At 50.6% G+C, this 23079-nt stretch carries 21 protein-coding genes; all 21 read right to left on the bottom strand.

The genetic code is table 11. From position 1 onward, the window contains the following. Positions 1 to 48 precede the first annotated feature (48 nt). The 21 genes from DW922_RS17925 to DW922_RS04655 all read right to left on the bottom strand — a co-directional run bounded on the left by DW922_RS17925 (position 49) and on the right by DW922_RS04655 (position 23075). Positions 49 to 1209, bottom strand: a complete 1161-nt coding sequence (locus DW922_RS17925; RefSeq protein ID WP_243032049.1) for a stage II sporulation protein P — start codon at positions 1207 to 1209, stop codon at positions 49 to 51. Further along, entirely contained in the window at positions 1202 to 1942 is a 741-nt protein-coding gene (gene sigE, locus DW922_RS04560) for an RNA polymerase sporulation sigma factor SigE (RefSeq protein ID WP_118725956.1), read from the bottom strand. Before sigE ends, DW922_RS17925 begins: the two co-directional genes overlap by 8 nt. After that, positions 1939 to 2823, bottom strand: coding sequence for a sigma-E processing peptidase SpoIIGA (locus DW922_RS04565; RefSeq protein ID WP_118725957.1), 885 nt, complete (start codon positions 2821 to 2823; stop codon positions 1939 to 1941). The genes sigE and DW922_RS04565 overlap by 4 nt, the downstream gene beginning before the upstream one ends. Positions 2824 to 3070: 247 nt before the next feature. Continuing rightward, positions 3071 to 4324 (bottom strand): cell division protein FtsZ, encoded by a 1254-nt coding sequence (ftsZ, locus tag DW922_RS04570; RefSeq protein WP_118725958.1) that lies wholly within the window; start codon positions 4322 to 4324, stop codon positions 3071 to 3073. A gap of 152 nt (positions 4325 to 4476) precedes the next feature. Next, positions 4477 to 5205 carry a cell division protein FtsQ/DivIB gene (locus DW922_RS04575; RefSeq protein WP_118725959.1) on the bottom strand — a complete coding sequence of 243 codons (729 nt, stop codon included), beginning with the start codon at positions 5203 to 5205 and terminating at the stop codon, positions 4477 to 4479. A 44-nt stretch (positions 5206 to 5249) separates the two neighbouring features. After that, positions 5250 to 6503, bottom strand: coding sequence for a UDP-N-acetylglucosamine 1-carboxyvinyltransferase (murA, locus tag DW922_RS04580; RefSeq protein WP_118725960.1), 1254 nt, complete (start codon positions 6501 to 6503; stop codon positions 5250 to 5252). Positions 6504 to 6584: 81 nt separating this feature from the next. Further along, positions 6585 to 7721 (bottom strand): putative peptidoglycan glycosyltransferase FtsW, encoded by a 1137-nt coding sequence (locus DW922_RS04585; RefSeq protein ID WP_118725961.1) that lies wholly within the window; start codon positions 7719 to 7721, stop codon positions 6585 to 6587. A 10-nt stretch (positions 7722 to 7731) separates the two neighbouring features. After that, positions 7732 to 9087: a UDP-N-acetylmuramoyl-L-alanine--D-glutamate ligase gene (gene murD / locus DW922_RS04590; RefSeq protein ID WP_118718955.1), complete on the bottom strand. Its 1356-nt coding sequence runs from the start codon at positions 9085 to 9087 to the stop codon at positions 7732 to 7734. Positions 9088 to 9112: 25 nt separating this feature from the next. Then, entirely contained in the window at positions 9113 to 10081 is a 969-nt protein-coding gene (gene mraY, locus DW922_RS04595; RefSeq protein ID WP_118725962.1) for a phospho-N-acetylmuramoyl-pentapeptide-transferase, read from the bottom strand. A gap of 168 nt (positions 10082 to 10249) precedes the next feature. After that, positions 10250 to 11929 carry a penicillin-binding transpeptidase domain-containing protein gene (locus DW922_RS04600; RefSeq protein WP_347560267.1) on the bottom strand — a complete coding sequence of 560 codons (1680 nt, stop codon included), beginning with the start codon at positions 11927 to 11929 and terminating at the stop codon, positions 10250 to 10252. A 217-nt stretch (positions 11930 to 12146) separates the two neighbouring features. Beyond that, the gene (locus DW922_RS04605) at positions 12147 to 14576 is read right to left on the bottom strand and encodes a penicillin-binding transpeptidase domain-containing protein (RefSeq protein WP_347560263.1); all 2430 of its coding nucleotides are present in this window, start codon (positions 14574 to 14576) and stop codon (positions 12147 to 12149) included. 37 nt (positions 14577 to 14613) lie between these two features. Continuing rightward, positions 14614 to 15090, bottom strand: coding sequence for a septum formation initiator family protein (locus tag DW922_RS04610; RefSeq protein WP_243032053.1), 477 nt, complete (start codon positions 15088 to 15090; stop codon positions 14614 to 14616). Between the two features lie 139 nt (positions 15091 to 15229). Further along, entirely contained in the window at positions 15230 to 16165 is a 936-nt protein-coding gene (gene rsmH / locus DW922_RS04615; protein ID WP_118725965.1) for a 16S rRNA (cytosine(1402)-N(4))-methyltransferase RsmH, read from the bottom strand. Continuing rightward, positions 16166 to 16591: a division/cell wall cluster transcriptional repressor MraZ gene (gene mraZ / locus DW922_RS04620; RefSeq protein ID WP_118718949.1), complete on the bottom strand. Its 426-nt coding sequence runs from the start codon at positions 16589 to 16591 to the stop codon at positions 16166 to 16168. Between the two features lie 360 nt (positions 16592 to 16951). Further along, positions 16952 to 17107 (bottom strand): Spo0E family sporulation regulatory protein-aspartic acid phosphatase, encoded by a 156-nt coding sequence (locus DW922_RS04630; RefSeq protein WP_118718945.1) that lies wholly within the window; start codon positions 17105 to 17107, stop codon positions 16952 to 16954. A gap of 178 nt (positions 17108 to 17285) precedes the next feature. Continuing rightward, positions 17286 to 18146 carry a prolipoprotein diacylglyceryl transferase gene (lgt, locus tag DW922_RS04635; RefSeq protein ID WP_118725966.1) on the bottom strand — a complete coding sequence of 287 codons (861 nt, stop codon included), beginning with the start codon at positions 18144 to 18146 and terminating at the stop codon, positions 17286 to 17288. A 216-nt stretch (positions 18147 to 18362) separates the two neighbouring features. Beyond that, on the bottom strand, positions 18363 to 19340 hold the full coding sequence (holA, locus tag DW922_RS04640) for a DNA polymerase III subunit delta (protein ID WP_118725967.1): 978 nt from the start codon (positions 19338 to 19340) through the stop codon (positions 18363 to 18365). A 193-nt stretch (positions 19341 to 19533) separates the two neighbouring features. After that, entirely contained in the window at positions 19534 to 20568 is a 1035-nt protein-coding gene (locus DW922_RS04645) for a substrate-binding domain-containing protein (protein WP_118543465.1), read from the bottom strand. A 59-nt stretch (positions 20569 to 20627) separates the two neighbouring features. After that, positions 20628 to 21065 carry an ABC transporter permease gene (locus tag DW922_RS18285; protein WP_279221318.1) on the bottom strand — a complete coding sequence of 146 codons (438 nt, stop codon included), beginning with the start codon at positions 21063 to 21065 and terminating at the stop codon, positions 20628 to 20630. Beyond that, positions 21044 to 21580 (bottom strand): hypothetical protein, encoded by a 537-nt coding sequence (locus DW922_RS18290; RefSeq protein ID WP_279221319.1) that lies wholly within the window; start codon positions 21578 to 21580, stop codon positions 21044 to 21046. Before DW922_RS18290 ends, DW922_RS18285 begins: the two co-directional genes overlap by 22 nt. Next, positions 21573 to 23075 carry a sugar ABC transporter ATP-binding protein gene (locus tag DW922_RS04655; RefSeq protein WP_118725968.1) on the bottom strand — a complete coding sequence of 501 codons (1503 nt, stop codon included), beginning with the start codon at positions 23073 to 23075 and terminating at the stop codon, positions 21573 to 21575. The genes DW922_RS18290 and DW922_RS04655 overlap by 8 nt, the downstream gene beginning before the upstream one ends. Between the last annotated feature and the right edge of the window lie 4 nt (positions 23076 to 23079).

Genomic DNA, 23079 nt, shown 5'->3' on the forward strand with positions numbered 1-23079 from the left:
CCCATACAGAATGGAGACAATTCGTCAATTTATTATAATAACATTTTTTCAAGTCCCTTGCAAGACGGTATCGATGGCTTCCGCCAGCAGCTCCATGGCGTTTCTGGCTTCTTCTATGGTGTTGGTCTGCGCTCCGGCTTCAATCAGGGAAGACCGTCCCCTCAAATGCAGGTTGTAGCGCAGCCCCTTTAAATAGATTTTTCTTGTAAATCCCGGATAGCGGTTTAAGGCCAGCTGCATCTGAAAGCAAAATGCCAGGTTTTCCTTCAGATACGGGTTTGGCAGATAGGCGATCTCCCCCTCCGGTGTCCGGCTCATTCCCTGGAAAAACATGATCCGTGCCGCTGTTTTCCCCGAAACCTTCTGTACCAGACGCACCGAATCTGCTACACCGTCCCGGTGTACATCCAAAATCACCTCGATGCCCGGATGCTCCTGCAAAATTCCCTGGATCCCCTCCAGCGCATAGGTATAGGCCCGGCTACGCTCCAGCTTTCCCTCCTTCTGGTCATACGCTGTGGTGTCATGGATGACATTCCAACCTCGCTCTGAGAGAAGCTGGGCCAGATATGCTCCGGCTCCTGCCACAGTCGCATCGGGATGCTCCGGCCCGTAATCGGCATAGGTCTCGCTGGCATGGGTATGGTAGATGAGGATCTGGGGCTCATCCGGGTGTTTTTCCAGCTTGAGATCTGTTTTTAGCAGCGTATCTGCCGTCATCAGGCTCCGCTCCGCTGTCGTGGATGCGTGTACACTGAAATAATGCTTCATCAGGTAATCGTAATCCTGGATGCGGGAACGCTCCGCAGCTTCCACCTGTGCACTGGCCGCACTGCTTCCTTCATCAACAGCAGCTTCGCCATTTGTAGCATTTTTGCTGTCTGCGCCAGCCAGACTTCCCGTAGCACCAGCCCTGAATGCAGAAGCTTCGCCAGCCACAGCAGCCGTGCTGTTTTCTTGCGTTCTCCCATCTGCCCCGTCTGGCAACACTTCTGTATCAGAAAAGCTCCCGTCACCTGCTGCTTTTGGGTCTTCTGACAGCGCAAACAGGTATCCGTACTGCCTGTACGCATACCTGTAGGTTTCGTATATCTCATAAGAAGGATCCCTGCGCACAGGCCTTTCCTCACAAAAACGCACTGCCGGATACCGGATCTGAAGACACAGTGCCAGCAGCGTGCGCAGGATCCAGAGGACCAGACTATTCAAACCGGACGATTTCCTTTTTCAGCCGCTTCATGATCTTTTTCTCCAGACGGGAAATGTACGACTGTGAAATTCCCAGACGGTCTGCTACCTCCTTCTGGGTCATCTCCTCCCCTTCCGTATTTTTGAGCCCATACCGTAATTCCACGATCGTCTTCTCCCGCGGGCTTAAGCTCTCAATGGCGCTCTTTAAGAGCTGTCTCTCGGTCTCATCCTCCAGGCCCCGGTAAATCACATCGTCATCGGTCCCAAGAATATCCGAAAGCAGCAGTTCATTTCCGTCCCAGTCCACATTCAGCGGCTCATCGATGGAAACCTCTGCCTTTGTCTTGCTGCTCCGGCGAAGATACATCAAAATCTCATTCTCAATACAACGTGAGGCATAGGTAGCCAGCTTGATGTTTTTCTCCGGGTTAAAGGTATTGATCGCCTTGATCAGGCCAATGGTTCCGATGGAGATCAGATCCTCCACGCCCACTGCCGTATTATCAAACTTCTTTGCTATGTAAACCACCAGACGCAGATTATGTTCGATCAGAACCGATCTGGCTGCCTTTTCCCCCTCTGTTCCCAGAAGCGCGATCATCTCTGCTTCTTTTTTGCTTTCCAGCGGTGGCGGAAGAATGTCCGCCCCTCCAATATAATGAACCTCGCCCTTCTTTTGCCACAGCATGGTAGTAAATGAAGGAACTGCCTTAAACTGAAAACGGTTTGGTACTGAAACTTTTACGATCACTTTTCCATCCTCCCGGGTCTTTCCATATTATGATGCCTGGGGCAAAAAATCTTGCCCTGCGATATTTCTCCATGTAAAAGCATCCCATACCGGTTGTGTGGTGATAATGCTTCCCCGCTGAGTGCCACCCATGGCCGCTCAAGCTCCCAGACCAGCTTTCCCTTCTGCCTGACCTCCATGCGGTCCAGACGGACTGCCGGCAAAATCCCATGGCTGTTACCCACCGAGGTAAACGGAACATATAAGACCTGGCAGTCTTCTTCTAAAAGCTCCCCGCAGGCACGTTTCTCCAGAACGTGGACCGGCTGGTGCCCATACGGCTCATAGAGCTGGTTTCCGGTATCACGCAGGGCCAGAACCGTCTTTGTCCGCCCCCGGTAATACAGCGTTACCTCGTACAGGTTATTCCGGAACACTTCTCCCTGCCGTAAAAACCTGGCACCCCCAAAAAGTACACCTCCAGCAACGCCAAGGCCTTTGCCAAACTGCAGAAGGGACCAGGAAGTAAGCTCCCAGACTGCACCGGAAGTTCTTCCGGCCACCGGCTCCAGCAGCGAACAGATGCCGCCAGTCAGGGTTGCTGCCATCCACAGGCTTAAAAGGCGCCGGAACCATTCCGCCCGGCTGCATGCCCCAAAAGCAATGCGGAGCATGAGCCAGGAGAGAAGCATAAGCTCCAGAAGCTTCCATGGCAGGAGCGGCAGTTTTGGAAGGAACACCAGCGCACAGGCACTGACAGCCCCTGCTGCCGCTCCCCCCAATAATCTCCCTGCCCTTTTCCATGTGCACGCCTTTCCCAGCACCGCGGTCAGGACCAGCAGATACAGATCTGCAGCCAGATTCACCAGAAAAAACAGATCCAGATACAGGATTTCACTCATGCTACGTTTCCTCCGATGTACGGAACGCTATTTGCGTTACTGTTTGTGCATTGCGCAAATAGCAGCAAACGCTTTTCATGGATCCATGCTCCCCATTATAATCATTCTGAAGGAAAAACTTTGTCAAACGGACAGAGGCAAACTCCATTTTTGAACGACAAAAAAAGACAGAAAACCAAAGATGGTCTTCTGCCTTTGTCGATTTTTGTCTCCTGCACATACTTGTGTCAGACAAGCCATTCCATTCTTAGCGCTTATTCTTTAAGAAATCCGGAATGTTGATCTGGGTCTGGTTTAACGGACGGTAAGAGCCCTGGCTTACCGGTGCTCCCTGAGCCGACGCTGCAGTCTGTGCAGTCTGGGGCTGAACCGGTTTCACAGTGGAAGCCTGGGTATGGAGCTGCGGGGCAGCTGCCTTTGCAGCAGTTGCACTTGCCTCAGCAGCAGCAACGCTGCGTCCTGTGGTCTGGGTATGTAAGTTTAATCCGGACGGCATTTTCGGGCTGATCTTTCCGAACTCAGCCATAGCCTTGTTAACCGGAGTGTTTGCGTGTGCATCCAGGCCGGTTGCGATTACGGTGATGGTAGCCTCGTCCTGTGCATTCTCATCGTACATAGCACCGAAGATGATGTTTGCATCATCGCCAGCCAGCTCCTGAACATAGCTTGCAGCCTCGTTTGCCTCGATAAGGCTGATATCGCCGGAAATATTGATGATCACGTGGGTAGCACCCTCGATGGTGGTCTCTAACAGCGGGCTTGCTACTGCCTGCTTTACTGCCTCAACTGCCTTGTCATCGCCCTTAGCATGTCCGATGCCGATATGTGCGATGCCCTTGTCAGTCATAACGGTCTGTACATCTGCGAAGTCAAGGTTGATCAGACCCGGTACGTTGATCAGGTCGGTGATTCCCTGTACTGCCTGCTGAAGGACCTCGTCTGCTTTCTTTAATGCATCCGGCATGGTGGTTCTGCGGTCAACGATCTCAAGGAGCTTGTCATTCGGGATTACGATCAGGGTATCTACGCTTGCTTTTAAGTTCTCGATTCCAGCCAGGGCATTGCTCATACGTGCCTTTGCCTCGAAACGGAACGGCTTGGTTACAACGCCAACAGTCAGGATGCCCATATCTTTTGCGATCTTTGCGATGACCGGAGCTGCACCGGTACCGGTACCGCCACCCATACCACAGGTAACAAATACCATGTCCGCGCCCTTGATCGCCTGGGCGATCTCCTCAGAGCTCTCCTCTGCTGCCTTCTGTCCAACCTCCGGCTTTGCGCCTGCGCCTAAGCCCTTGGTCAGCTTTTCACCGATCTGCATGGCAGTCGGAGCCTTGCAGAACTGCAGTGCCTGTTTATCTGTATTAATGCCGATGAACTCCACACCCGCAATATCCTCGTCAACCATGCGGTTTACTGCATTGTTGCCGGCACCGCCGACACCGATCACAATGATCTTCGCGGAGTTTTCCGCTTCATTTATCTTAATCTCTAACAAGACTGATTCCTCCTTAATTTCTTTCATTGGCCTTTTGTAACAGTTTTGTAACATTATATCAAAAACTAGTCTAGATAATACTATAGGTGATTTCCTTCAAAATAGCAACCGTTTTTTTCGCAAAAAACTTAAAAAGAATGTGTCCTGGCACACTAATTTCTCGGCTTAAACGTGTACATCGGATTTGTCCTGGTCTCGTCGTAGCTGTCGAGATAAAGGGTCCCGCTCCTGCCCTCCAGCTTCGGAAGCATATCACTGAGCTCTGCGATCTTTCCATTCAGGCCGTCATTGTTTCCTAAGATCACCTCAATATCACCAAGATAAAGTGTTGCCTCCCCCAGTGTATTATACTGGATCTTATCCACGCTCAGGTCATAGATAGAAAGGATCTGGGTCAGGTTCATGATTTCCTCAAAAACCCGTTCACTCTCTACCGGCAGCTTCTGGTAAAGAACGATGTGACCGAACTTCAGTCCTGTGATCCAGGGAATCCCCGGCAGTTTCTGGCTGGCACTCTCCACAATGATACCGTCCTTGTCAAAATACATATAGCTGCTCATGTAGGACACGTAGCCAACGACACTTTTTTCATATACAATGATCTCTGCTTTGCGAAAGCCCTTCAGCACCAGCTTATAGTCCTCTACAAAAGGAATCTTTTCATGCTTGCCAAAGTGCTCCCGCAGATAGCACAGTACCGTACTCCGGCTCGCATTATCCGGAAATACCAGATCGACCAGCTGCTCCTCTGTGTAGTTTTTATTTCCCGTAACCGTAATCTCCTGAAGCTTTACGGAGCACACAGCTGCTGCAAGTACCAGCAGCAGGAGCATAACCGCAAACAGAATTCTTTTTTTTCTCTTGCCGGATCCATATTCCATCTGTTTTCTCTCCCATTTCCGTATACTGTCGTCCCTTCACAGGTTCAGACCAGCGAGATCCGCGCCCCAACAGCCGCCAGATCCCGGCTGATATCCTCGTAGCCGCGGCTGATATGCCCATAGCCCGAAACCAGGCTCTCCCCCTCCGCTGCCAGACAGGCCACCACCAGGGCAGCACCGCCCCGCAGGTCCGCTGCCTCTGCCTGCGCTCCACGCAGCAAAGGCACACCACACACAACCGCAAGTTTATCTTCTATTATAATATGGGCACCGAGTTTCTGCAATTCCTTTGCTGTGCAAAACCGGCTCTCAAATACGTTCTCACGGATGTAAGAGGTTCCATCCGCAAGACAGGCCGCCGCCAGCATCACCGACTGCATGTCGGTCGGAAACTCCGGGTATGGCCCTGTTTCCAGCTTTACCGGCCGTGGTCTTTCCTTACAGACAACCCAGATCCCGTTTTCCACAGGGCTCAGCCTTGCTCCCATCTGCTTTGCTGCCCACAGGGTTTTCCCCATATGGTCAAGCGGGGCATGCTCTAGAAACACACTGCCACCCGCACACAGCACAGCGCCCACATAGGTGCCTGCCACGATCCGGTCACCCGGAAGTGCAAAAACCGTATCGTGAAGGGACTGTTTTCCCTTTAGGCGGATCACTGGTGTTCCCGCCCCCTCCACCGGCACACCAAGTGCATTCAGAAAGTCGCAGAGAATCACAATTTCCGGTTCCCTGGCTGCGCCTTGCAGAACCGTCTCCCCCTCTGCCCCGGCTGCAGCCATCAGAATATTTTCCGTGGCTCCCACACTCGGGTACGGAAGCTGTATCCTGGTTCCCGTAAGGCCCTTTCCCGGACACTGCACAGACAACTCATCATCCTTTATCAGAACAGTTGCTCCCAGCGCCTCAAGCCCGCGGATATGAAGATCCACCGGCCGTTTTCCGATGCGGCAGCCGCCCGGAAGGCTGCTTTTTGCCATTCCAAAGCGTGCCAGAAGAGGCCCGAGAAGCATCACAGAGGATCGCATCTGCCCGGCAAGCTCTGCCGGTATTTTTGTATTGTCTATGGAGCCTGCCGAAATGATGAGGCGCTCCTCCTCCATCCTGCACTCTGCCCCCAGAGCGTTCAAAATCCCCAACATACAGAAAACATCCTGTATTTTGGGGATATGCTCCAGTACCGTGGTTCCGTTATGAAGAAGAGATGCTGCCATGACCGGCAGCACCCCGTTTTTAGAACCCTGTATTTTTATTGTTCCATCCAGACTGTGTAACCCTTCTATCCGAAGCACAGACACCCGCCGATCCCTCCTGTAGCATAAGCTAAAGCCGCAAACAAATACTTCCTGCTTTATCTTATGTACGTTCCGGTTCTCTGGTTACCGCTCCAGACGGATCTGGTTCGACACACCAAGTACCATTCCCATCTCGGCCATCAGCAGGATAACAGATGTACCTCCGTAGCTGATGAACGGCAGCGTGATTCCGGTATTCGGGATCGTATTGGTTACTACCGCGATGTTTAAGATGACCTGGATCGCAATGTGTGCCATAACCCCTACTACGATCAGCGCCCCCAGAAGATCCGGCGCATTGTTCGCGATCAGCACAAAGCGGGAGATCAGAAAGAGGAAGATCATGATCACACAGAGTGCCCCAAAAAAGCCAAGCTCCTCACAGATGATGGAAAAGATCATATCGTTTTGTGCCTCCGGCACAAAGCCCATCTTCTGGATACTCTCTCCCAGCCCTTTTCCGAACAAACCACCTGAGCCGATCGCATAAAGGCCCTGCAGCACCTGGTAGCCGCCATCCATCGGATATGCCTCCGGGGACAGCCACACATGAATACGACTTAACTGGTACGGCTTTAACACCTTGATCTTCTCCAGCAAAATTGCCAGTGGTCCGGCTATTGCAACCACCACAGCTGCAGCTATACCGCCTGCGTAAAATAGCACCTTATGGCGGCTCGCTATAAACAGCATCACAAACGCAATTCCGACAATAATGATACCGGAGCTTAAGTTATTCGCCCCAACAATGGCTGCGATCGGAAGTGCACGCAGCAGGCCAACCTTCATCACCTTTTTCCAGTCGTTAATCTCAGATCCCATCTTCGTGATCAGGACCGCCAGATATACAATCAGGGTAATCTTTACAACCTCCGTTGGCTGGAAACTGAAAGAACCAACTCCAAGCCATCGTTTTTTTCCGTTTACCTCTCTTCCCACAAGGCTTACTGCGATCATGAGCACATAGGAGATAAAGTATCCAAACCTGTACAGTCTGGCGTACCAGTGATAATCCACCTTAGAGATCACCAGGGCAGCACCCAGACCGATCAACGCAAAGGTTAACTGGCGCATCATAAAGTAGCCGGCATTGTTAAACTTTAACTGCGCAGTATAAGAACTGGCACTGTAGATCATGACTAGTCCAAATACCATCAGGAATATGATACAGAACAGCAGGCTGTAATCATAAAACCGTTTCGGCCGGTTCTTCTTTGCCATAATCCTCCTCCTACAGGTTTCTTACACATTCTTTAAAAATCTCGCCGCGCTGCTCGTAGTTATCGAACATGCCCCAGCTTGCGCAGGCCGGGGATAAGAGGACATTGTCCCCCGCATTGGCATAGGCTGCACAGACACGCACTGCCTCCGGCATATCCTCCGCATACATGATGTCGGTAAAGCCATGGCTTCTTGCGCACTCTGCGATCTTGTCGCGGGTCTGGCCGATCAGCACCAAATATTTTACCTTACCGCCAAACGCCTCGATCCACTCATCGTATTCGCTGTGCTTATCGTAGCCGCCCGCGATCAGAACAGTCGGTCCCGGCATTGCGCGGATTGCCTGGATCGCAGCGTCTGGGTTGGTTCCCTTGGAGTCGTTGTAATAGCGGACTCCAGAGCGCTCCAGAACAAACTCAATGCGGTGCTCTACCGCCTTGAACTCCTTAACTGCCTTGCGGATGCAGTCCATCGGCACACCCATGCGGATGCTCATGGCCACTGCTGCCATGACGTTCTCATAGTTATGCTTGCCCAAAAGCTGCATATCCGTTTTTACATTGAGCACTTCCTCTTTCTTGCCGTCATGCGCATAGATCATGGTATCGCCATCTAAGTACATGCCTTCCTTTAAGGTCTGGGTGCTGGAGAAGAAGAACACCTTCGGCTTTAACTCCTTCTTCTCGCCAAACTCGCGGAGAACCTTATCATCGTAATTCAGCACAATGCAGTCATCCTCTGTCTGGTTCACAGCCACGCGCTCTTTTACCTCAATATAATTTTCCATGGTCCCGTGACGGTTTAAATGGTCCGGGGTAATATTTAAGATTGCACTGACATTCGGGTGGAAATCCATGATAGTCTCAAGCTGGAAGCTGGAAACCTCTGCCACCGTCACGGATTTTTCGGTAGTGTCCAGCGCCACCTCCGTGTACGGGATACCGATATTTCCTACCACGAACACCTCGTCGAAAAAGGTCTTCATAATGGCCCCGGTCAGGGCCGTGGTCGTTGTCTTTCCGTTGGTTCCGGTAATAGCAATGAGTTTTCCCTTCGCTACATGGTAGGCAAGCTGGATCTCACTCCAGATTGGGATCTTTGCTTCATCCAGGACCGGGACAAACGGTGCATCTAACGGGATTCCAGGGCTGATGATAGAAAGCTCCACCCCTAACAGGTCCGGTCTTGTCAAATCCCCTAATACGATCGTAACCTTTGCGTCTTCCTCAAAATTTTCCTTGATTTTCTCCGGGTCCAGCTTGTCGTTGCCATCGTAAAGCACAACCTCGCCGCCCATGGCGAGAAGAAGCTTTGCTGCTGCGATACCGCTCTTTCCGGTACCTGCCACTAATACTTTCTGACTCATCTCATATACCTCCTGTCCTTCGATACTACAATCCCAGATATGCCACCAGGCAGAGCAGCGCGGTCACGATGGAAAATACCGCAACCACCCGGGTCTCAGACCAGCCGCCTAGTTCAAAGTGGTGATGGATCGGCGCCATACGGAAAATACGCTTTCCATGGGTTGCCTTAAAGTATGAAACCTGCATAATCACCGATAATACCTCAACCAGATAGATAAGGCCGATGATCGGGATAAATAACGGCATCTGCATCATGAAGGCGCTGGATGCCACAAAACCGCCCAGTGCCAGGGAGCCGGTGTCACCCATAAACACCTTGGCCGGGTAGACATTAAACAGTAAAAATCCAAGAAGACTTCCAACGACCGCCCCGGTGATCGGGCTGATGCCGCTGTTTTCGCCGATGGAAATGATGGTTAAAAAGGTTGCGACCAGAATGGTCACGCTGGTGCACAGACCGTCCAGTCCATCGGTAAAATTCACGCCGTTGTCGGTGCCAAGCACTACAAAGAACACAAACGGAATGAACAAAATACCAAGATTTAAGTAGATCCCGTGCTCAAACCCGCCGGTAAACGGAACCAGCATAGAGGTTCCCACCTCGCCGGAGCACACTAAATAATAAACAAAAATGCCGGTGATCACAAACTGTCCGATGAGCTTCTGCACCGGGTTAAGTCCCTCAGAACGCTTCATAACGATCTTGATATAATCGTCTAAAAAACCAATGATGCCAAAGCCCACTGTCATAAACAGCACCGGAATGATGCGCGGGTAATCGCGAATATATAACAGGGAGGTGATCACCACCGCAGTCAAAAATACCAGACCGCCCATGGTGGGTGTGCCCTGCTTCTTTAAGTGGGCCTGGGGACCGTCCTCACGGACCTGCTGTCCAAACTTCAGCTTATGCAGAAACGGGATCACGACCGGACAGAGGATCGCGCTGACTGCAAATGCGATAATGATCGCAAGAATGGTTTCGTTAATCATGATACTCTCCTACGTTCTCTATGTATTATGCGAAGGCACAAAAAGGCCGCTACGCATATGCATAAGTATACGTCTTTTCTATTTTCTTTGCAAGGCTGTTTGCGTCAAAGTTTTCACCCATATTACGGTTTGATTGTTGCTGTTCACGCGTTGCGCAAACAGCAACGCTTAACTTTCTTCTTCCCGTGATGTGTCACGGCTGATTCCCAGATAAGGAAGAATGTTCTGGAAGATGTCTGCGATCACCGGTGCCGCAATGGTCCCCCCGTAATAAATCCCCTGCGGTTCATCGATCGTGATCAGCGCGATCACCTGCGGATTCTCTGCCGGGGCAAAGCCGACGAAAGAAGAAATGTACTTTTTCAGGCTGCGCGGCAGCTTTTCCGAGGTAGCCGTCTTTCCGCCAATGCGGAACCCGGCCACCGCCGCCTTTTTTCCGCTGCCCTCTGCCACCACCTGCTCCAGCACATAGCGCATGGTCTGGCTTGTTTCTTCAGACAGGATCCGGCGGCCCTCCGGGTAAGAAAAACGGCGGATCACGCTCCCATCCGCTCCAACTGCCATAACGCCAAAGTGCGGCGTCACCCGCCTTCCCCCGTTGATGATGGAGGCCGCTGTGGTGATCAGCTGGATGGGCGTGATCTGGAAGGACTGCCCAAACGATACCGTTGCCAGCTCTACCAGTCCCATGTTTTCCTTCCTGTGCATGATGGTGGCAGCCTCTCCCGGAAGATCGATCCCGGTTTTCTCCCGCAGTCCAAACTGCGTAAAATAATCATAATACCGGTCAATTCCAAGGCGCTGCCCCACATCGATAAAGACCGGGTTGCAGGAGTTCATGGCTCCCTGCAAAAATGTTTCACTGCCATGCCCGCCAACCTTATGGCACCGGATCTTCCGGTCCTCCACCACACGAAAGCCCGGACAGGAAAAGTGGTCTGTCAGGGACACCACGCCCGCCTCCAGCCCCGCCGCCGCAGTAATGATCTTAAAGGTGGAGCCAGGCTCGTAGGTGTCATTAATGGCGGGATTTCTCCACATCTGGTTTAACAGCTCCTGCTTTTCCTTCGCAGAAATCCCAGGCGGCTCTTCTATATTTAATGTGAACGGATCGTTCAGATTAAATTCCGGCACATTGACCATTGCCATAATTTCCCCATTCTGGGGATCCATAACGATCACCGACACCCGCTTTGCACCCTTTTTTTCCATCACGGCCTGTGCTGCCTGCTGGGCATACTGCTGGATGTTCACATCCAGGCTGGTAACAAGATCTGCTCCTGCCACCGGCTCGATCCGCTCCTCAAACGTATTTTCAAGCTCTATCCCGGCCGCATCCGCCATCGTGAGGATCGTGCCGTTCGTTCCCTTTAAAACCGGCTCGTAGGCAACCTCAAGGCCAATGATTCCCTGGTTATCCCCGCCGGTAAAGCCTAATACCTTTGAAGCAAGGCTATCGAAGGGATAATAACGCTTATAGTCCTCGTCTACCTTCACACCAGCCAGATGCATTTCCCGGATCTGGTCACCGGTCTCTTTATCTACATTGGTCCGGATGATCTCCCGTGAGCTGCGCTTTTCCACTTTTTTGCGGACTGGTGCCTCCTCCATCCCCAAGGCGTTACAAAGACTGTGGATCACCTGCTTCGGATCTTCCACCTGGTTGTGGATCACCGAAACCGTACAGACAGTCCGGTTATCTGCGATCACCGTTTTATTTGCATCCAGAATACGCCCCCGGGCTGCTTTGATCGAGCGCTCCCGCTGGTGCAGGTCTTCTGCCATTTCACTGTAGTGATCGGCCCGGTACATCATAAGAAACACAAGCCGCCCTGTAAGTCCCACCATGCAAAGGCACAGCAGGCCAGACAGAACGGCTATTCTTTTCCGGTGATGGGTCAGGAAATCATATTCCCGTTTTGGCTGTATATCCATAAATTGAAAGCTTCCCATGCCGGCTCCCTGGACGGTCATTCTTATTCTATTGTATGAAGCAGCGGGATATCCTATTCTGCCCTAAGCAGTTTTCCGTCCAGATGACAGTCATGCTGCACTCCGGCAGTGCTCACTCTCCGGCAGCAGAAGTACTGCTCATGGTTTCGCGCTCCTGCCCGGAGCTTCCGGCTGCCGTGGAAGCTGCTTTACTCTCCGTTCCGGCTGCAGCAGAGTCTTCTGTCTTTGCTGCACCGGTACTTTCTGCGCCTGCCGCAGCTGTGGTTCCGGTACCTGTACTTCCTGCATTAGCGGAACCCGTGCTTCCTGTGCCAGCAGCACCAGTGCTCTCTTCATTTGCTGCCCCAGAGCTCTCTGCTGCGCTGCTTTCCGAAGCAGAGGTTTCCGGGACTGTCTGGGCCGGTGGAACATAGCCGCTTCCGGCTGTCTCATCCGTTCCATCTGCCTCCGTGCTCTCCGGCACATCCTCCGGCAGGTCAGAATCGGCACCCGGCTCCACATACTCTTCCGTCTCGTATACCTTCGGCTCAGTCTCCGGCTCCGGCGTAGTGCCGGTGTTGTCGGTAATGCCCTCAGCCTCCGGAAGCTGCGCTGCTGCCTCGCTCTGCTGCGCCTCAAAATCGACAGACGGGAAGACGTTCAGATAAGGAAGAATGTCACCCATGATTTTAGAAAATACACCGCTTGCATAAGAGCTATGTGCCTGGTCTTCTACATGCGGAGTGTCGATAATGACGTATACCAGTACCTGCGGGTCATAGGCCGGTGCGAAACCGCAGAAGGAAAGCAGATAGTTCTTTGCGGAACGCGGGATTTTCTCTGCCGTACCGGTCTTTCCGGCAATCTCGTAGCCCTCAACCGCTGCAGCTCTACCGGTTCCCTCGGAAACCGTGCGGAATAAGGCATCCTTAATGAAGTTGCTGGTAGATTCAGAAACAGTCTCACGCACCAGCTTCGGCTTTACTTCTTTTACCACAGAGCCCTGGTCATTTAAGATCTGTTTTACCACATGTGGCTCATAGTAGGAACCTCCGTTGATCACGGAACAGTAGGCTGCTGCCATCTGGATCATGGAGCAGTTATAGTTCTGGCCGAAGGAGTTGGTCGCTAAGTCCGCAGAGTTCATCTCGGAAGCACTTCTTACCAGACCCTTGGCATCTGACTCACCCGGAAGGTCAATTCCGGTCTTCTCACCAAAGCCAAAGGAGCTCATGTAGCGTGCAAATGTTTCCGCTCCTGTCTTGGCTGCGATCTGCATCATGGCATCGTTGCAGGAAACCATCAGCGCTTCTGCCACCGTCAGCATACCGTGACCACCCTTTTTAAAGGCCGTACACTTGATCTGGTGCCCCGCTACCTCCTGGTAGCCGTCACAGTAAAACGTATCGTTCGGGGAAATGATACCCTCCTCCAGTGCAGCCGCTACCGTAAAGATCTTAGATGGGGAACCCGGCTCGTAAGTATCACTGATATCGTAATTTCTCCATTTCTGGTTCCAGGCCACCTGCAGGCCATAGGAACGGATCTCGTCTGACGAGAAATGATCCGGCACCTGCTCCATGGTGATGGTGCTGCCATCGGTCTTTCTGTGCTGGCGGTTGTAGGTCTGCATGGCCTCCTTTAAGCCCAGCTCCCGGAGCGCATCCTCACTGAAGCTGTCTGCCGCACTTCTCGGATTATTCAGGTCAAACATACTGTCATTCGCCATGGCCAGAACTTCACCGTTATTCGGGTTCATGACCACGACACCCACATGCTCGGAGCCTGTCTCTGCCATCCATTCATTGATGCGCTTTTCCACTGCATTCTGAATGTTCACGTCGATACTGGAAACCACCGTGTTTCCGTTCTGGGCGGCTTTGATGACACGCTCCAGATTGGATTCATCGTTTAAATAGCCGTATTCCCGGCCATTGGTGCCGATCAGGGAATCGTTGTAGGACTGCTCAATGCCGCCGTTTCCCGTTCCGCCATCGCTGGTAGCAAAACCCACCACGTTGCAGGCCAGGGAATTGTATGGGTAAATGCGCTTAAACTCATCCTCAAACCAGATGCCCTTGACCCGGGCCTTGGAATCCGCCTTGGCATTGGCCTTGTTGGTATCGGACTGGTACTGCTCAAAGGCCTCCTTCTGATCGTAGGAAAGCTGTCTTGCATAGCGCAGATATGCCTTTGCCGAGTTATCACGGATCAGACTGCGCATTTCGCTGTCATCGTAGCCAAATACGGTTACCAGGGCCGTTACGGTCGCATCCAGGTAATCCTCCTCCGCGGACATGATCTGCTTTGGGTCAATGATCAGGTTATACACCTTCTCCGTGGTTGCAAGGTACGTTCCGTTGCGGTCCACGATATCGCCACGCCGGTAAGGAAGCACACGGCTGTCATACTGCTGCTGGGACAGCACGATCTGGTTATAGCTGTCCTGCTTTGTAGTCATGATCTGATATAACACATAGATTAATGCAAACAAAGCCAGCGTAATCACAATGACCGTGACCGCCAGCTTTTCCTGCATATATGTTGTGAAGACCCGGCGCACGCCGGATCTTCTCCTCTCTCCCTTTTGTGAATGCTGATTAGTGTTTTGGGATGTCCTCATATTGTCTTACATACTCACTTTCCGTTTTATCATATAATAATACCTGATTACGGTTGGCATATACCATGCCGAGCTCCTCTGTTGCCACTTTGTAGATATGGTCCAGATCCATGTCGGTGTTGATCCGGGTCTGAAGGGCGTCATTCTCCGAACGAAGCTGCTCTAACTCCTGCTCCAGTCCCTCGATATTATGGATCTTGGCAGTCATGGCAGACTGTACATGCAGATACCCCACACAGATATACAGTGTGCAGAAGGTAGCCAGTGTCAGCATGATCACATAAGGCAGGTCCATCTGAAGTGCCTTTTCCTGGTTTTTTCTGACAGTATGGCTCATATTCTGGCGGTACTGCACAACTCTCCGTTCTCTTGTCCGTTCCCTTTCTGCAGCCAGATCTCTGGCGGCAGTTCCATACACATAGCGGTTTTTTCCTGCTGCTCTGTGCGAAGCCATACCCATTCCTCCTTTTTCCTCTTAACGTAACATTCCCTTTTTATATTTATAAATCTGTAGCTTACTATTTCACGATGCAGCTGATCTTACGGCACCGCACTTAGGCTCATTCGGATACGTGCAGCTTGCTGCACCCTTCTTACGCCCGTTCGAATACACGGAGCTTAGAGCTCTTTGAACGTTTATTGTATTCCAGTTCCTCTTCCCCAGGCACGACCGGCTTTCTGGTAATGACCGTGCCCTTGCTCTTTCTGCCGCACATACATACCGGAAATTCCGGCGGGCAGATGCACGGGTTTTCATTGTCCCGGAAGCGTTTTTTCACGATCCGGTCCTCCAGTGAGTGGAAGGTGATGATGCTCAGACGACCGCCCGGATTTAAAAGATCAATCATGGTGTCAATAGAGCGGTTTAATACATCCAGCTCGTGGTTTAATTCAATGCGGATCGCCTGGAAGGTACGCTTGGCCGGATGCCCGCCCGTAGCCCGGATCTTTGCCGGAATCGCTGCCTTAATGGTCTCGATGAGCTCCCCGGTGGTCTCGTAAGGCTTCTCCTGGCGCTGCCGCACGATGTGCTTTGCGATATTCTTTGCGAAGCGGTCCTCCCCGTAATCGCGGATGATGCGGTAAAGCTCCATTTCGCTGTAATTGTTTACAATGTCCGCCGCAGTCTGCGGATTGCGCTGGTCCATACGCATGTCCAAAGGTGCATCCTCCCGGTAGGTAAACCCTCTGGATGCTGTATCCAGCTGGTAAGAGGAAACACCAAGATCCAGATAAATGCCGTCCACCTTTTCAATGCCAAGGTCATGAAGCACCGAAGCAATGTTTTCATAATTGCTCCGCACTACGGTAACCTTGTCCTGAAACTCGGAAAGACGCGCCGATGCAGCTGCGATCGCATCTGCGTCCTGATCGATGCCGATGAGGCGTCCGTGCTCCCCTAAGCGTTTGCAGACCTCATAAGCATGTCCGCCCCCGCCAAGGGTTCCATCTACATAAATGCCGTCCGGTCTGATGTTCAGACTGTCGACTGTCTCATAAAGTAATACTGATTTATGCTCAAATGCCATTTAAATTCCAAGACCCTCCATATTCTCTGCAATTTCTTCCATGTCGTCGTAGGTATTCGACTGATTCCAGTTATCTCTGCTCCAGATCTCAATCCGGCTTCCCACGCCGACTAACACTGCGTCCTTGTCGATCTTGGCGAATTCCCTCAAAACGGCCGGGAGCAAAATCCGTCCCTGTTTATCTACTTCACAGGTGGTAGCGCCCGCAAGAAAAAAACGGGAAAACTTTCGTGCGTTTGCATTGGTGAGCGGCAGGGCATGCAGTTTTTCTTCCAGAGCTTTCCATTCGGTGTTTTCATAGACGAATAAACAGCCATCGAGCCCCTTCGTTACCACGAATTCGTCTCCAAGCTGTTCCCTGAATTTGGAAGGGACGATCAACCTGCCCTTCGCGTCCACTGTATGATTGTATTCACCCATGAACATCTTCCATCACCTGCTTCGCCTGCACCGTGCGCATTCCGAATGCGTGCTGTCTGCTGTTCACATATCCATGAGCAGCAGCCACGACAAAACCCTTGTCCTACACTTTTGTACCATTTCGAACCACTTTGCGCCACTTTCCACCACTTGTAACATAAGTGTAGTACATGCGTAAAAAAATAGCAAGTTTTTTTCACAAAAAAGCAATGGAAAATTAAGGAAAAACGTAAGAATCAAAAGGTTTTTCCAATTCTGCAGTAAAAAAGGGAAACACCCTCTTATCATTTGCGGATGTTTCCCTTACAAAGTCTCCTAAACTTCGCTGCCGTCCACACATGCGCGCCCGGCAAAGGATCTTCATTTTCAGTATTCCATAGCGATGTAGATCTCGATCAGGCGGTCGAGCTCTACACTATTTTCGTAGATATAAGAATACTCAGCTCCTCCTTCAATACTGTCCTCCAGTTTTTTTCTGGCTTTCTCGATGCACACCACCAGCTCCTCCTTGGAAATTTCCATGCCCGCTTCCTCCAGGTATCCAGTGACACAGCTTTTTGGCCAGAATCTGTTTTTCCAGCTGTATCACGTCCAATATGTGACATGTTTTATGGCATTTGTAATCCCAACCTGCAGCATGCTTTTCATTCCCGTTTCGTTCCTTTTCATACACACATGCCCGACAATGGGATGTTTTATTTTATGCGGTCTTCTTTTTTCTGCCTCTCCAGATCAGATTACCCGCAGCAGCCAGGATCAGTACCAGCGACAGTGCCTGGGAAACCGGAAGTCCGGTTCCAAATAAAATGAGCTGGTCGGTCCTAAGACTCTCAATCCAGAAACGCCCCAGTCCGTAACCGCACAGATAGATCCAGAGCATCTGCCCATCGTACTGCTTGTGCTTCCGGAACCAGAGCATAAACAGCAACAGACACAGATTCCAGCAGGACTCATAGAGGAAGGTCGGATGCACCTGAATAAACTCCACCCCGTTTTCCACGATCTTGTGACTTAAAACATCTGCATTGAGCATATTGTCATTTACCAGCGAAAGTTTGATCCGCATAGCCAGCAGGCTGTCTGTATAGCCGCCGAACGCCTCACAGTTAAAGAAATTTCCCCACCGGCCAATGATCTGCCCGGTTACCAGTCCCAGTACACCCGTGTCTGCCATAGAGAAAAATGATACCTTTTTTGCGCAGGTATACACGATCATGGTAATGGCCCCGGCGATCACCCCGCCGTAAATAGCAAGGCCGCCTGCCCGCAGATTAAAGATCTGCAGCAGATTCTCTTTGTAGTAATCCCACTCAAAAAGCACATAGTAAATCCTTGCACCGATAATGGAACAAATGATCGCATACAGTGCAAAATCCAGATACAGCTCCGGGTCCTGTCCCCTTCGCTTCGCGTCTGACTGGGCGATCCATATGCCCGCCAGCATTCCGATTCCAATGATGATGCCATAAAACGCAATCCGGAATCCGAATACTGAAATACTGCTTTTCAGATGCTCGATCGTAATTCCGAGATGTACAAAACGGATGTCTGCTCCGTTCATTTCCGTTCTCCTTTCAACGCTGTCTTTATTCTAACGCAAACTGAATGCCAGGGCAAACAGATTCGTGCGACTTGTTTCGCGGTTGTTCGACAGCTTGTTTGTAATATATCGTAGTGCTGTGATAATTTGTGTTGTGCTGCTATCACACAAAATCACCACACAGCTATAATGGTATAAGGAAAGTAGGAAAAAAGCAAGAAAATAACAACGATTTTTTTAATTTCCATACTCCTTCGTGATCAACAGCTCCACCGCCAGCCGGTCCTGCAGCCGTCCGCTCTTCACTGCTTCTTCTGTCTCCACGCAGGATTCCACGTACGAAAGGATCTGCTCCCGGCTGAACTGTCTGGCCTGCGGCATGACCTTTCCTACCACAAATGGCTGCATTTTGAGCTTCGATGCAATGCTTCCCTTGTCCATGCCCTTTGCCATCAGCTCTTTGACCTGCAACAGCTGGTTAAACTGTCTCGCGATCAGGAAGAGAATGCGCATCGGCGGCTCTTTTAAGGTCAGGAGGTCTTCGTAGAGGTCCATAGCTTTCCGGGTCTGGCGGTTTACAATGGCTGCAACCATATCGAAGATGCGGTTTGTGACCTGCACCGTGCAGACCGCCATGACATCTTCATCGGTGATGACATCGCGCCCCAGCGTGTAGCTGATGACCTTTTCTAGCTCCATGCGGATGTTTTCCATGTCATCCCCGGTCATGCTTAAAAATAAATCCATCGTGCGGCTGGTGATCTTTTTCTGCTCCCTTGCCAGGATCCCGCCTGCCCATCGGGCCAGCTGGGCGCTGTCCTGGCGGTTTAATTCTGCTGCATAGCCCATGTCCTTGACTTTCTTGTAAAGGCGGTTGCGCTTATCGACCTCACTCTCCACGAATAGCAAGATGGTGGTGTCCGGCATGGACGGAAGGTACTGCACCAGGGCATCGGATGCACTTTTGAAAAATCCGCTGTCTTCAATGAGAATGAGGCGGCGCTCCGCAAAGAATGGCATGGTATCTGCCAGCCGGATCAGCTCGTTCACATCGAGTCCCTTTCCCTCAAACCGGGCAAAGTTCATGGTGTCATCGCCGATGATGGCTTCTTTTAAGCGGTTTTTGTAGCTGTTTTTTAGGAAGGCTTCTTCTCCATATAATAGATAGATCTGTTTAAACTGTCCTGTTTTGATATCCTGATTCAATACCTGCATGAAACGTTCTCCATTTCTTTTCTCTCGTTCGCGCCAAGGTGCAATTCCTTTGTATCATAACACAGCGTAAAAACGGATACAAGGCTGCAATTCACAGACAATCTGCCTAAACGATGCACCTGGACACGAAAGAGCCGTCGGATCTTCTCCGACGGCCCCTGCCCTTATCTCATATCCTGTTTTTTATGTTCGATCACTCTTTGGTTACCAGGGTATCTACGTTCTCCTGGGTTACCAGCTGGTTGTCCAGAACGACATGAGCTTCTACTTCTTTGCCTTCCAGATAATCATACGCGGTGTTCAGGATTGCTTTTCCAAGGAAGAACGGCGGCTCTGCAATGGTAGCCTCAACACGTTTGCCCTTGATTGCTTCCAGTGTATCATCGATTGCATCACAACCTACTTTTACGATGCTCTCGGTTCTGCCTGCTGCATCCATAGCTTCCAGTGCACCTAACAGCATTTCGTCATTTGCTGCATATAAACCATCGATCTCCGGGTTTGCCTGAAGGATGTTCTCCATAACGCTCATTGCTTTCGCACGGTCAAAATCTGCGACCTGGCAAGCTACGATTTCCATATCCGGATTCTCTGCAATCACAGAGTTGAAACCTTCGGAACGCTGCTGTGCAACGTTGGTTCCCATGATTCCCTGAAGCTCTACGATCTTGCCTTTTCCACCAAGGGAGTCTACAAGAAACTGTCCTGCCAGTTTACCGGATTTGATTGCATCGTAACCGATGTGGGAAACCACATCGCCGCCATTGGCTTCGCGGTCCATGGTGAATACCGGAATGCCTGCCTCGTTGCAGGCTTCGATGGAAGAAACAATTGCATCGGAATCACAGGTATCGATGATGATTGCATCCGGATTCTTGGTAATCAGGTTCTCTACATCCTTCATCTGGATGGTCGGGTCGTCCTGTGCATCGGTAATATACAGTTCAATTCCATGCTCATCTGCAGCCTTCTGAACGCCGTCTTTTACGTCTACGAAAAATGGGTTTGTCTGGGTGTTCATAGCCAGACCGATGACATAACCACCGTCTTTCTTCTCTGCTCCATCCTCAGTTTTTGCTTCGTCCTTGCTTTCTTCTGCCTTTTCCTCTGCTTTGGTCTCGGCCTTTGTCTCAGCCGGCGCATTTGTGGAAGAACCAGAACTGCATGCGGTTAATCCTGCACATACCATTGCCATTGCCATGAAAGCTGCTCCCAATCTTTTTCTCATAAATACGCTCTCCTTTTTATTTTCTCCCCGCAGGGATTATTTTTTTGTTTCGTTTTTCTTTACTCTGCCTTTGCGGACAGATCTTTTACTTTCTTATCTACCAGGACTGCGATCAGAATCACTGCACCTTTTACGATGTTAGTCGCATGCGGGTTTACGTTCATTAGCGTAAGGATGTTATCGATGATACCCATGATCATAGCACCTACAACCGTCGGCAGTACGAAACCAACACCGCCGCTTAAGCTGGTTCCGCCAAGGATTACGGCAGCGATCGCATCCATCTCGATGCCGGTTCCGCTGGTAGACTGTGCGGATCCAAGACGTGCGGTCAGAATCAGTCCGGCCATGCCGCACATCAAGCCATTCAATGTGTAAACCAGAAATTCGCTGGTCTTTACGCGGATGCCGGAAAGACGCGCTGCTTCCCGGTTGCCTCCTACGGCATAGACACTGCGTCCATAGGTAGTCTGGGTCAGAATATAGTGAGCCAGCAAAATACTACAATCAGGATGATAACCGGAACCGGGATTCCTGCAATGCTGCCTTTTCCGAAGAACTTATAAGAATCTACTTTGATCGGAATCGGAGATCCTTTTGTATAGACAAGAATCACACCGCGCAGCAGAGTCATCATGCCAAGGGTTGAAATAAACGGTGGAATTCCGCATACGGATACGAAAAATCCATTTACTGCTCCGCAGGCCACACCGACAATCAGGGATACGGCTACTGCTGCGGCTGTATTGCCGGTAGAGGCTAACACTCCGGATGCCAGAACGCCAGACAGACCCAGAATGGATCCAACGGACAGATCAATGCCTCCGGTTAAAATTACAAATGTCATACCGCATCCCACAATTCCTGCTACCGTGATCTGCTTAAATACATTGAACAGGTTTGTCACACTTAAGAAACTCGGGGACAAAATTGTTGCAAATACACAGATTACAAGAAGGATCAACACGGAGCGATAGATATTAATCTGATTGATTAATTTTTTCTTATTCATTTTCACTGACTCCTCCCGATGCATAAGCTAATATTGTTTCCTGATTCATCTCTGATTTATCAATTTCCAGGACGGTATATCCTTCCCGCATGATCACCACGCGGTCACTCATACCGATCACCTCCGGCAGATCTGTCGAAATCAGGATAATGCTCTTGCCCTGCCGGGTCAGTTCATCCATGATCTGATAAATTTCTGCTTTTGCGCCTACATCGACACCTCGTGTCGGCTCGTCCAAAATCAGGATGGAAGGATCTGCCTCCAGAACCTTTGCAAATACCACTTTCTGCTGGTTTCCGCCACTCAGTTTTCCGGCAAGCTGGGCCGGACTGCTGATCTTGATGTTCAGACGTTCTACCTGTGCATTGATATTTTCGGTTTCCTTCGCTTTATTCAGATGACCACCTGTACTGATTTTGTCTAACGATGACATGGAAACATTTTCTCGGATATTCCGGATCAGAACCAGTCCTTCCTGTTTTCTGTCATCGGATACAAAACCAATTCCTGCTTTCAGGGCTTTTCTCGGAGAAGAACAGTCTTTCGTTTCTCCATTGATGATCACTTCCCCGCTTGTCATTGGAAGAGCTCCATATACGATTTTGGAAAGCTCGATCGTTCCGGAACCAAGCAGTCCTGCGATACCAAGAATTTCTCCGCGGTGCAGCTTCAGACTCACATCGTGAACGCCCTTACCGCTTACCTTGCGAAGCTCCATGGCTACATCCTGTTTTTCATAATTCCGCTTCGGGTAGAGATTGGTCACACTGCGGCCAACCATCATGGATACCACATCATCATAGTCGGTTTCTCCAATGCGCTTGGTCGCAATGTACTTTCCATCCCGAAATACGGTAAGCCGGTCTGAAATCTGGAAGATTTCATCCATTCTGTGGGAAATATATAAAATGGAAATTCCCTTTTCCTTTAATTCTGCAATGATCCGAAACAGGATCTGGATTTCTTCATCGGTCAGAGCCGCGGTCGGCTCATCCATAATGATGACTTTCGCGCCAATTGTCAGGCACTTTGCAATCTCTGTCATCTGGGATTCCGCAACCGACAGATTTTTCACTTTGCTGTGGCTGCTGAATTTCAGTCCCAGGCGCTTCAAAACTTCATCCGCATCCTGGTAAAGTTTTTTCCAGTCCACACTTCCAAACTGGGTCCTGGGAAGTCTTCCAAGATACATATTTTCTGCCACGGAAAGCTCCGGAACCATATTAAATTCCTGATAAATCATGGCGATTCCCATTTTTTCAGCTTCCTTGGTTGAATGAAATACCACTTCCTGATCCTGGACATACATGTGACCGGATGTATACCCCTGCGCGCCTGCGATGATTTTCATCAGCGTTGATTTTCCGGCTCCGTTTTCTCCGCAGAGCGCATGGACTTCTCCTTCCCTGACATCCAGTTTCACTCCATCCAAAGCCTTTACGCCTGGAAATGTTTTCACGATATCTTCCAGCCGTAATACAACACGATCCCCCATTTTC

The organism is Clostridium sp. AM42-4 (assembly GCF_003480105.1).
Lineage (GTDB): Bacteria > Bacillota > Clostridia > Lachnospirales > Lachnospiraceae > Brotaphodocola.

Bases quoted from the DNA above. Each gene is read 5' to 3' on its own strand.
- DW922_RS04565 (WP_118725957.1), bottom strand. From the start codon at position 2,823: ATGAGTGAAATCCTGTATCTGGATCTGTTTTTTCTGGTGAATCTGGCT.
- DW922_RS04575 (WP_118725959.1), bottom strand. From the start codon at position 5,205: ATGGAATATGGATCCGGCAAGAGAAAAAAAAGAATTCTGTTTGCGGTT.
- DW922_RS04585 (WP_118725961.1), bottom strand. From the start codon at position 7,721: ATGGCAAAGAAGAACCGGCCGAAACGGTTTTATGATTACAGCCTGCTG.
- murD (WP_118718955.1), bottom strand. From the start codon at position 9,087: ATGAGTCAGAAAGTATTAGTGGCAGGTACCGGAAAGAGCGGTATCGCA.
- mraY (WP_118725962.1), bottom strand. From the start codon at position 10,081: ATGATTAACGAAACCATTCTTGCGATCATTATCGCATTTGCAGTCAGC.
- DW922_RS04600 (WP_347560267.1), bottom strand. From the start codon at position 11,929: ATGGTGGGACTTACAGGGCGGCTTGTGTTTCTTATGATGTACCGGGCC.
- DW922_RS04610 (WP_243032053.1), bottom strand. From the start codon at position 15,090: ATGGCTTCGCACAGAGCAGCAGGAAAAAACCGCTATGTGTATGGAACT.
- rsmH (WP_118725965.1), bottom strand. From the start codon at position 16,165: ATGGCATTTGAGCATAAATCAGTATTACTTTATGAGACAGTCGACAGT.
- mraZ (WP_118718949.1), bottom strand. From the start codon at position 16,591: ATGTTCATGGGTGAATACAATCATACAGTGGACGCGAAGGGCAGGTTG.
- DW922_RS04630 (WP_118718945.1), bottom strand. From the start codon at position 17,107: ATGGAAATTTCCAAGGAGGAGCTGGTGGTGTGCATCGAGAAAGCCAGA.
- lgt (WP_118725966.1), bottom strand. From the start codon at position 18,146: ATGAACGGAGCAGACATCCGTTTTGTACATCTCGGAATTACGATCGAG.
- holA (WP_118725967.1), bottom strand. From the start codon at position 19,340: ATGCAGGTATTGAATCAGGATATCAAAACAGGACAGTTTAAACAGATC.
- DW922_RS04645 (WP_118543465.1), bottom strand. From the start codon at position 20,568: ATGAGAAAAAGATTGGGAGCAGCTTTCATGGCAATGGCAATGGTATGT.
- DW922_RS18290 (WP_279221319.1), bottom strand. From the start codon at position 21,580: ATGAATAAGAAAAAATTAATCAATCAGATTAATATCTATCGCTCCGTG.
- DW922_RS04655 (WP_118725968.1), bottom strand. From the start codon at position 23,075: ATGGGGGATCGTGTTGTATTACGGCTGGAAGATATCGTGAAAACATTT.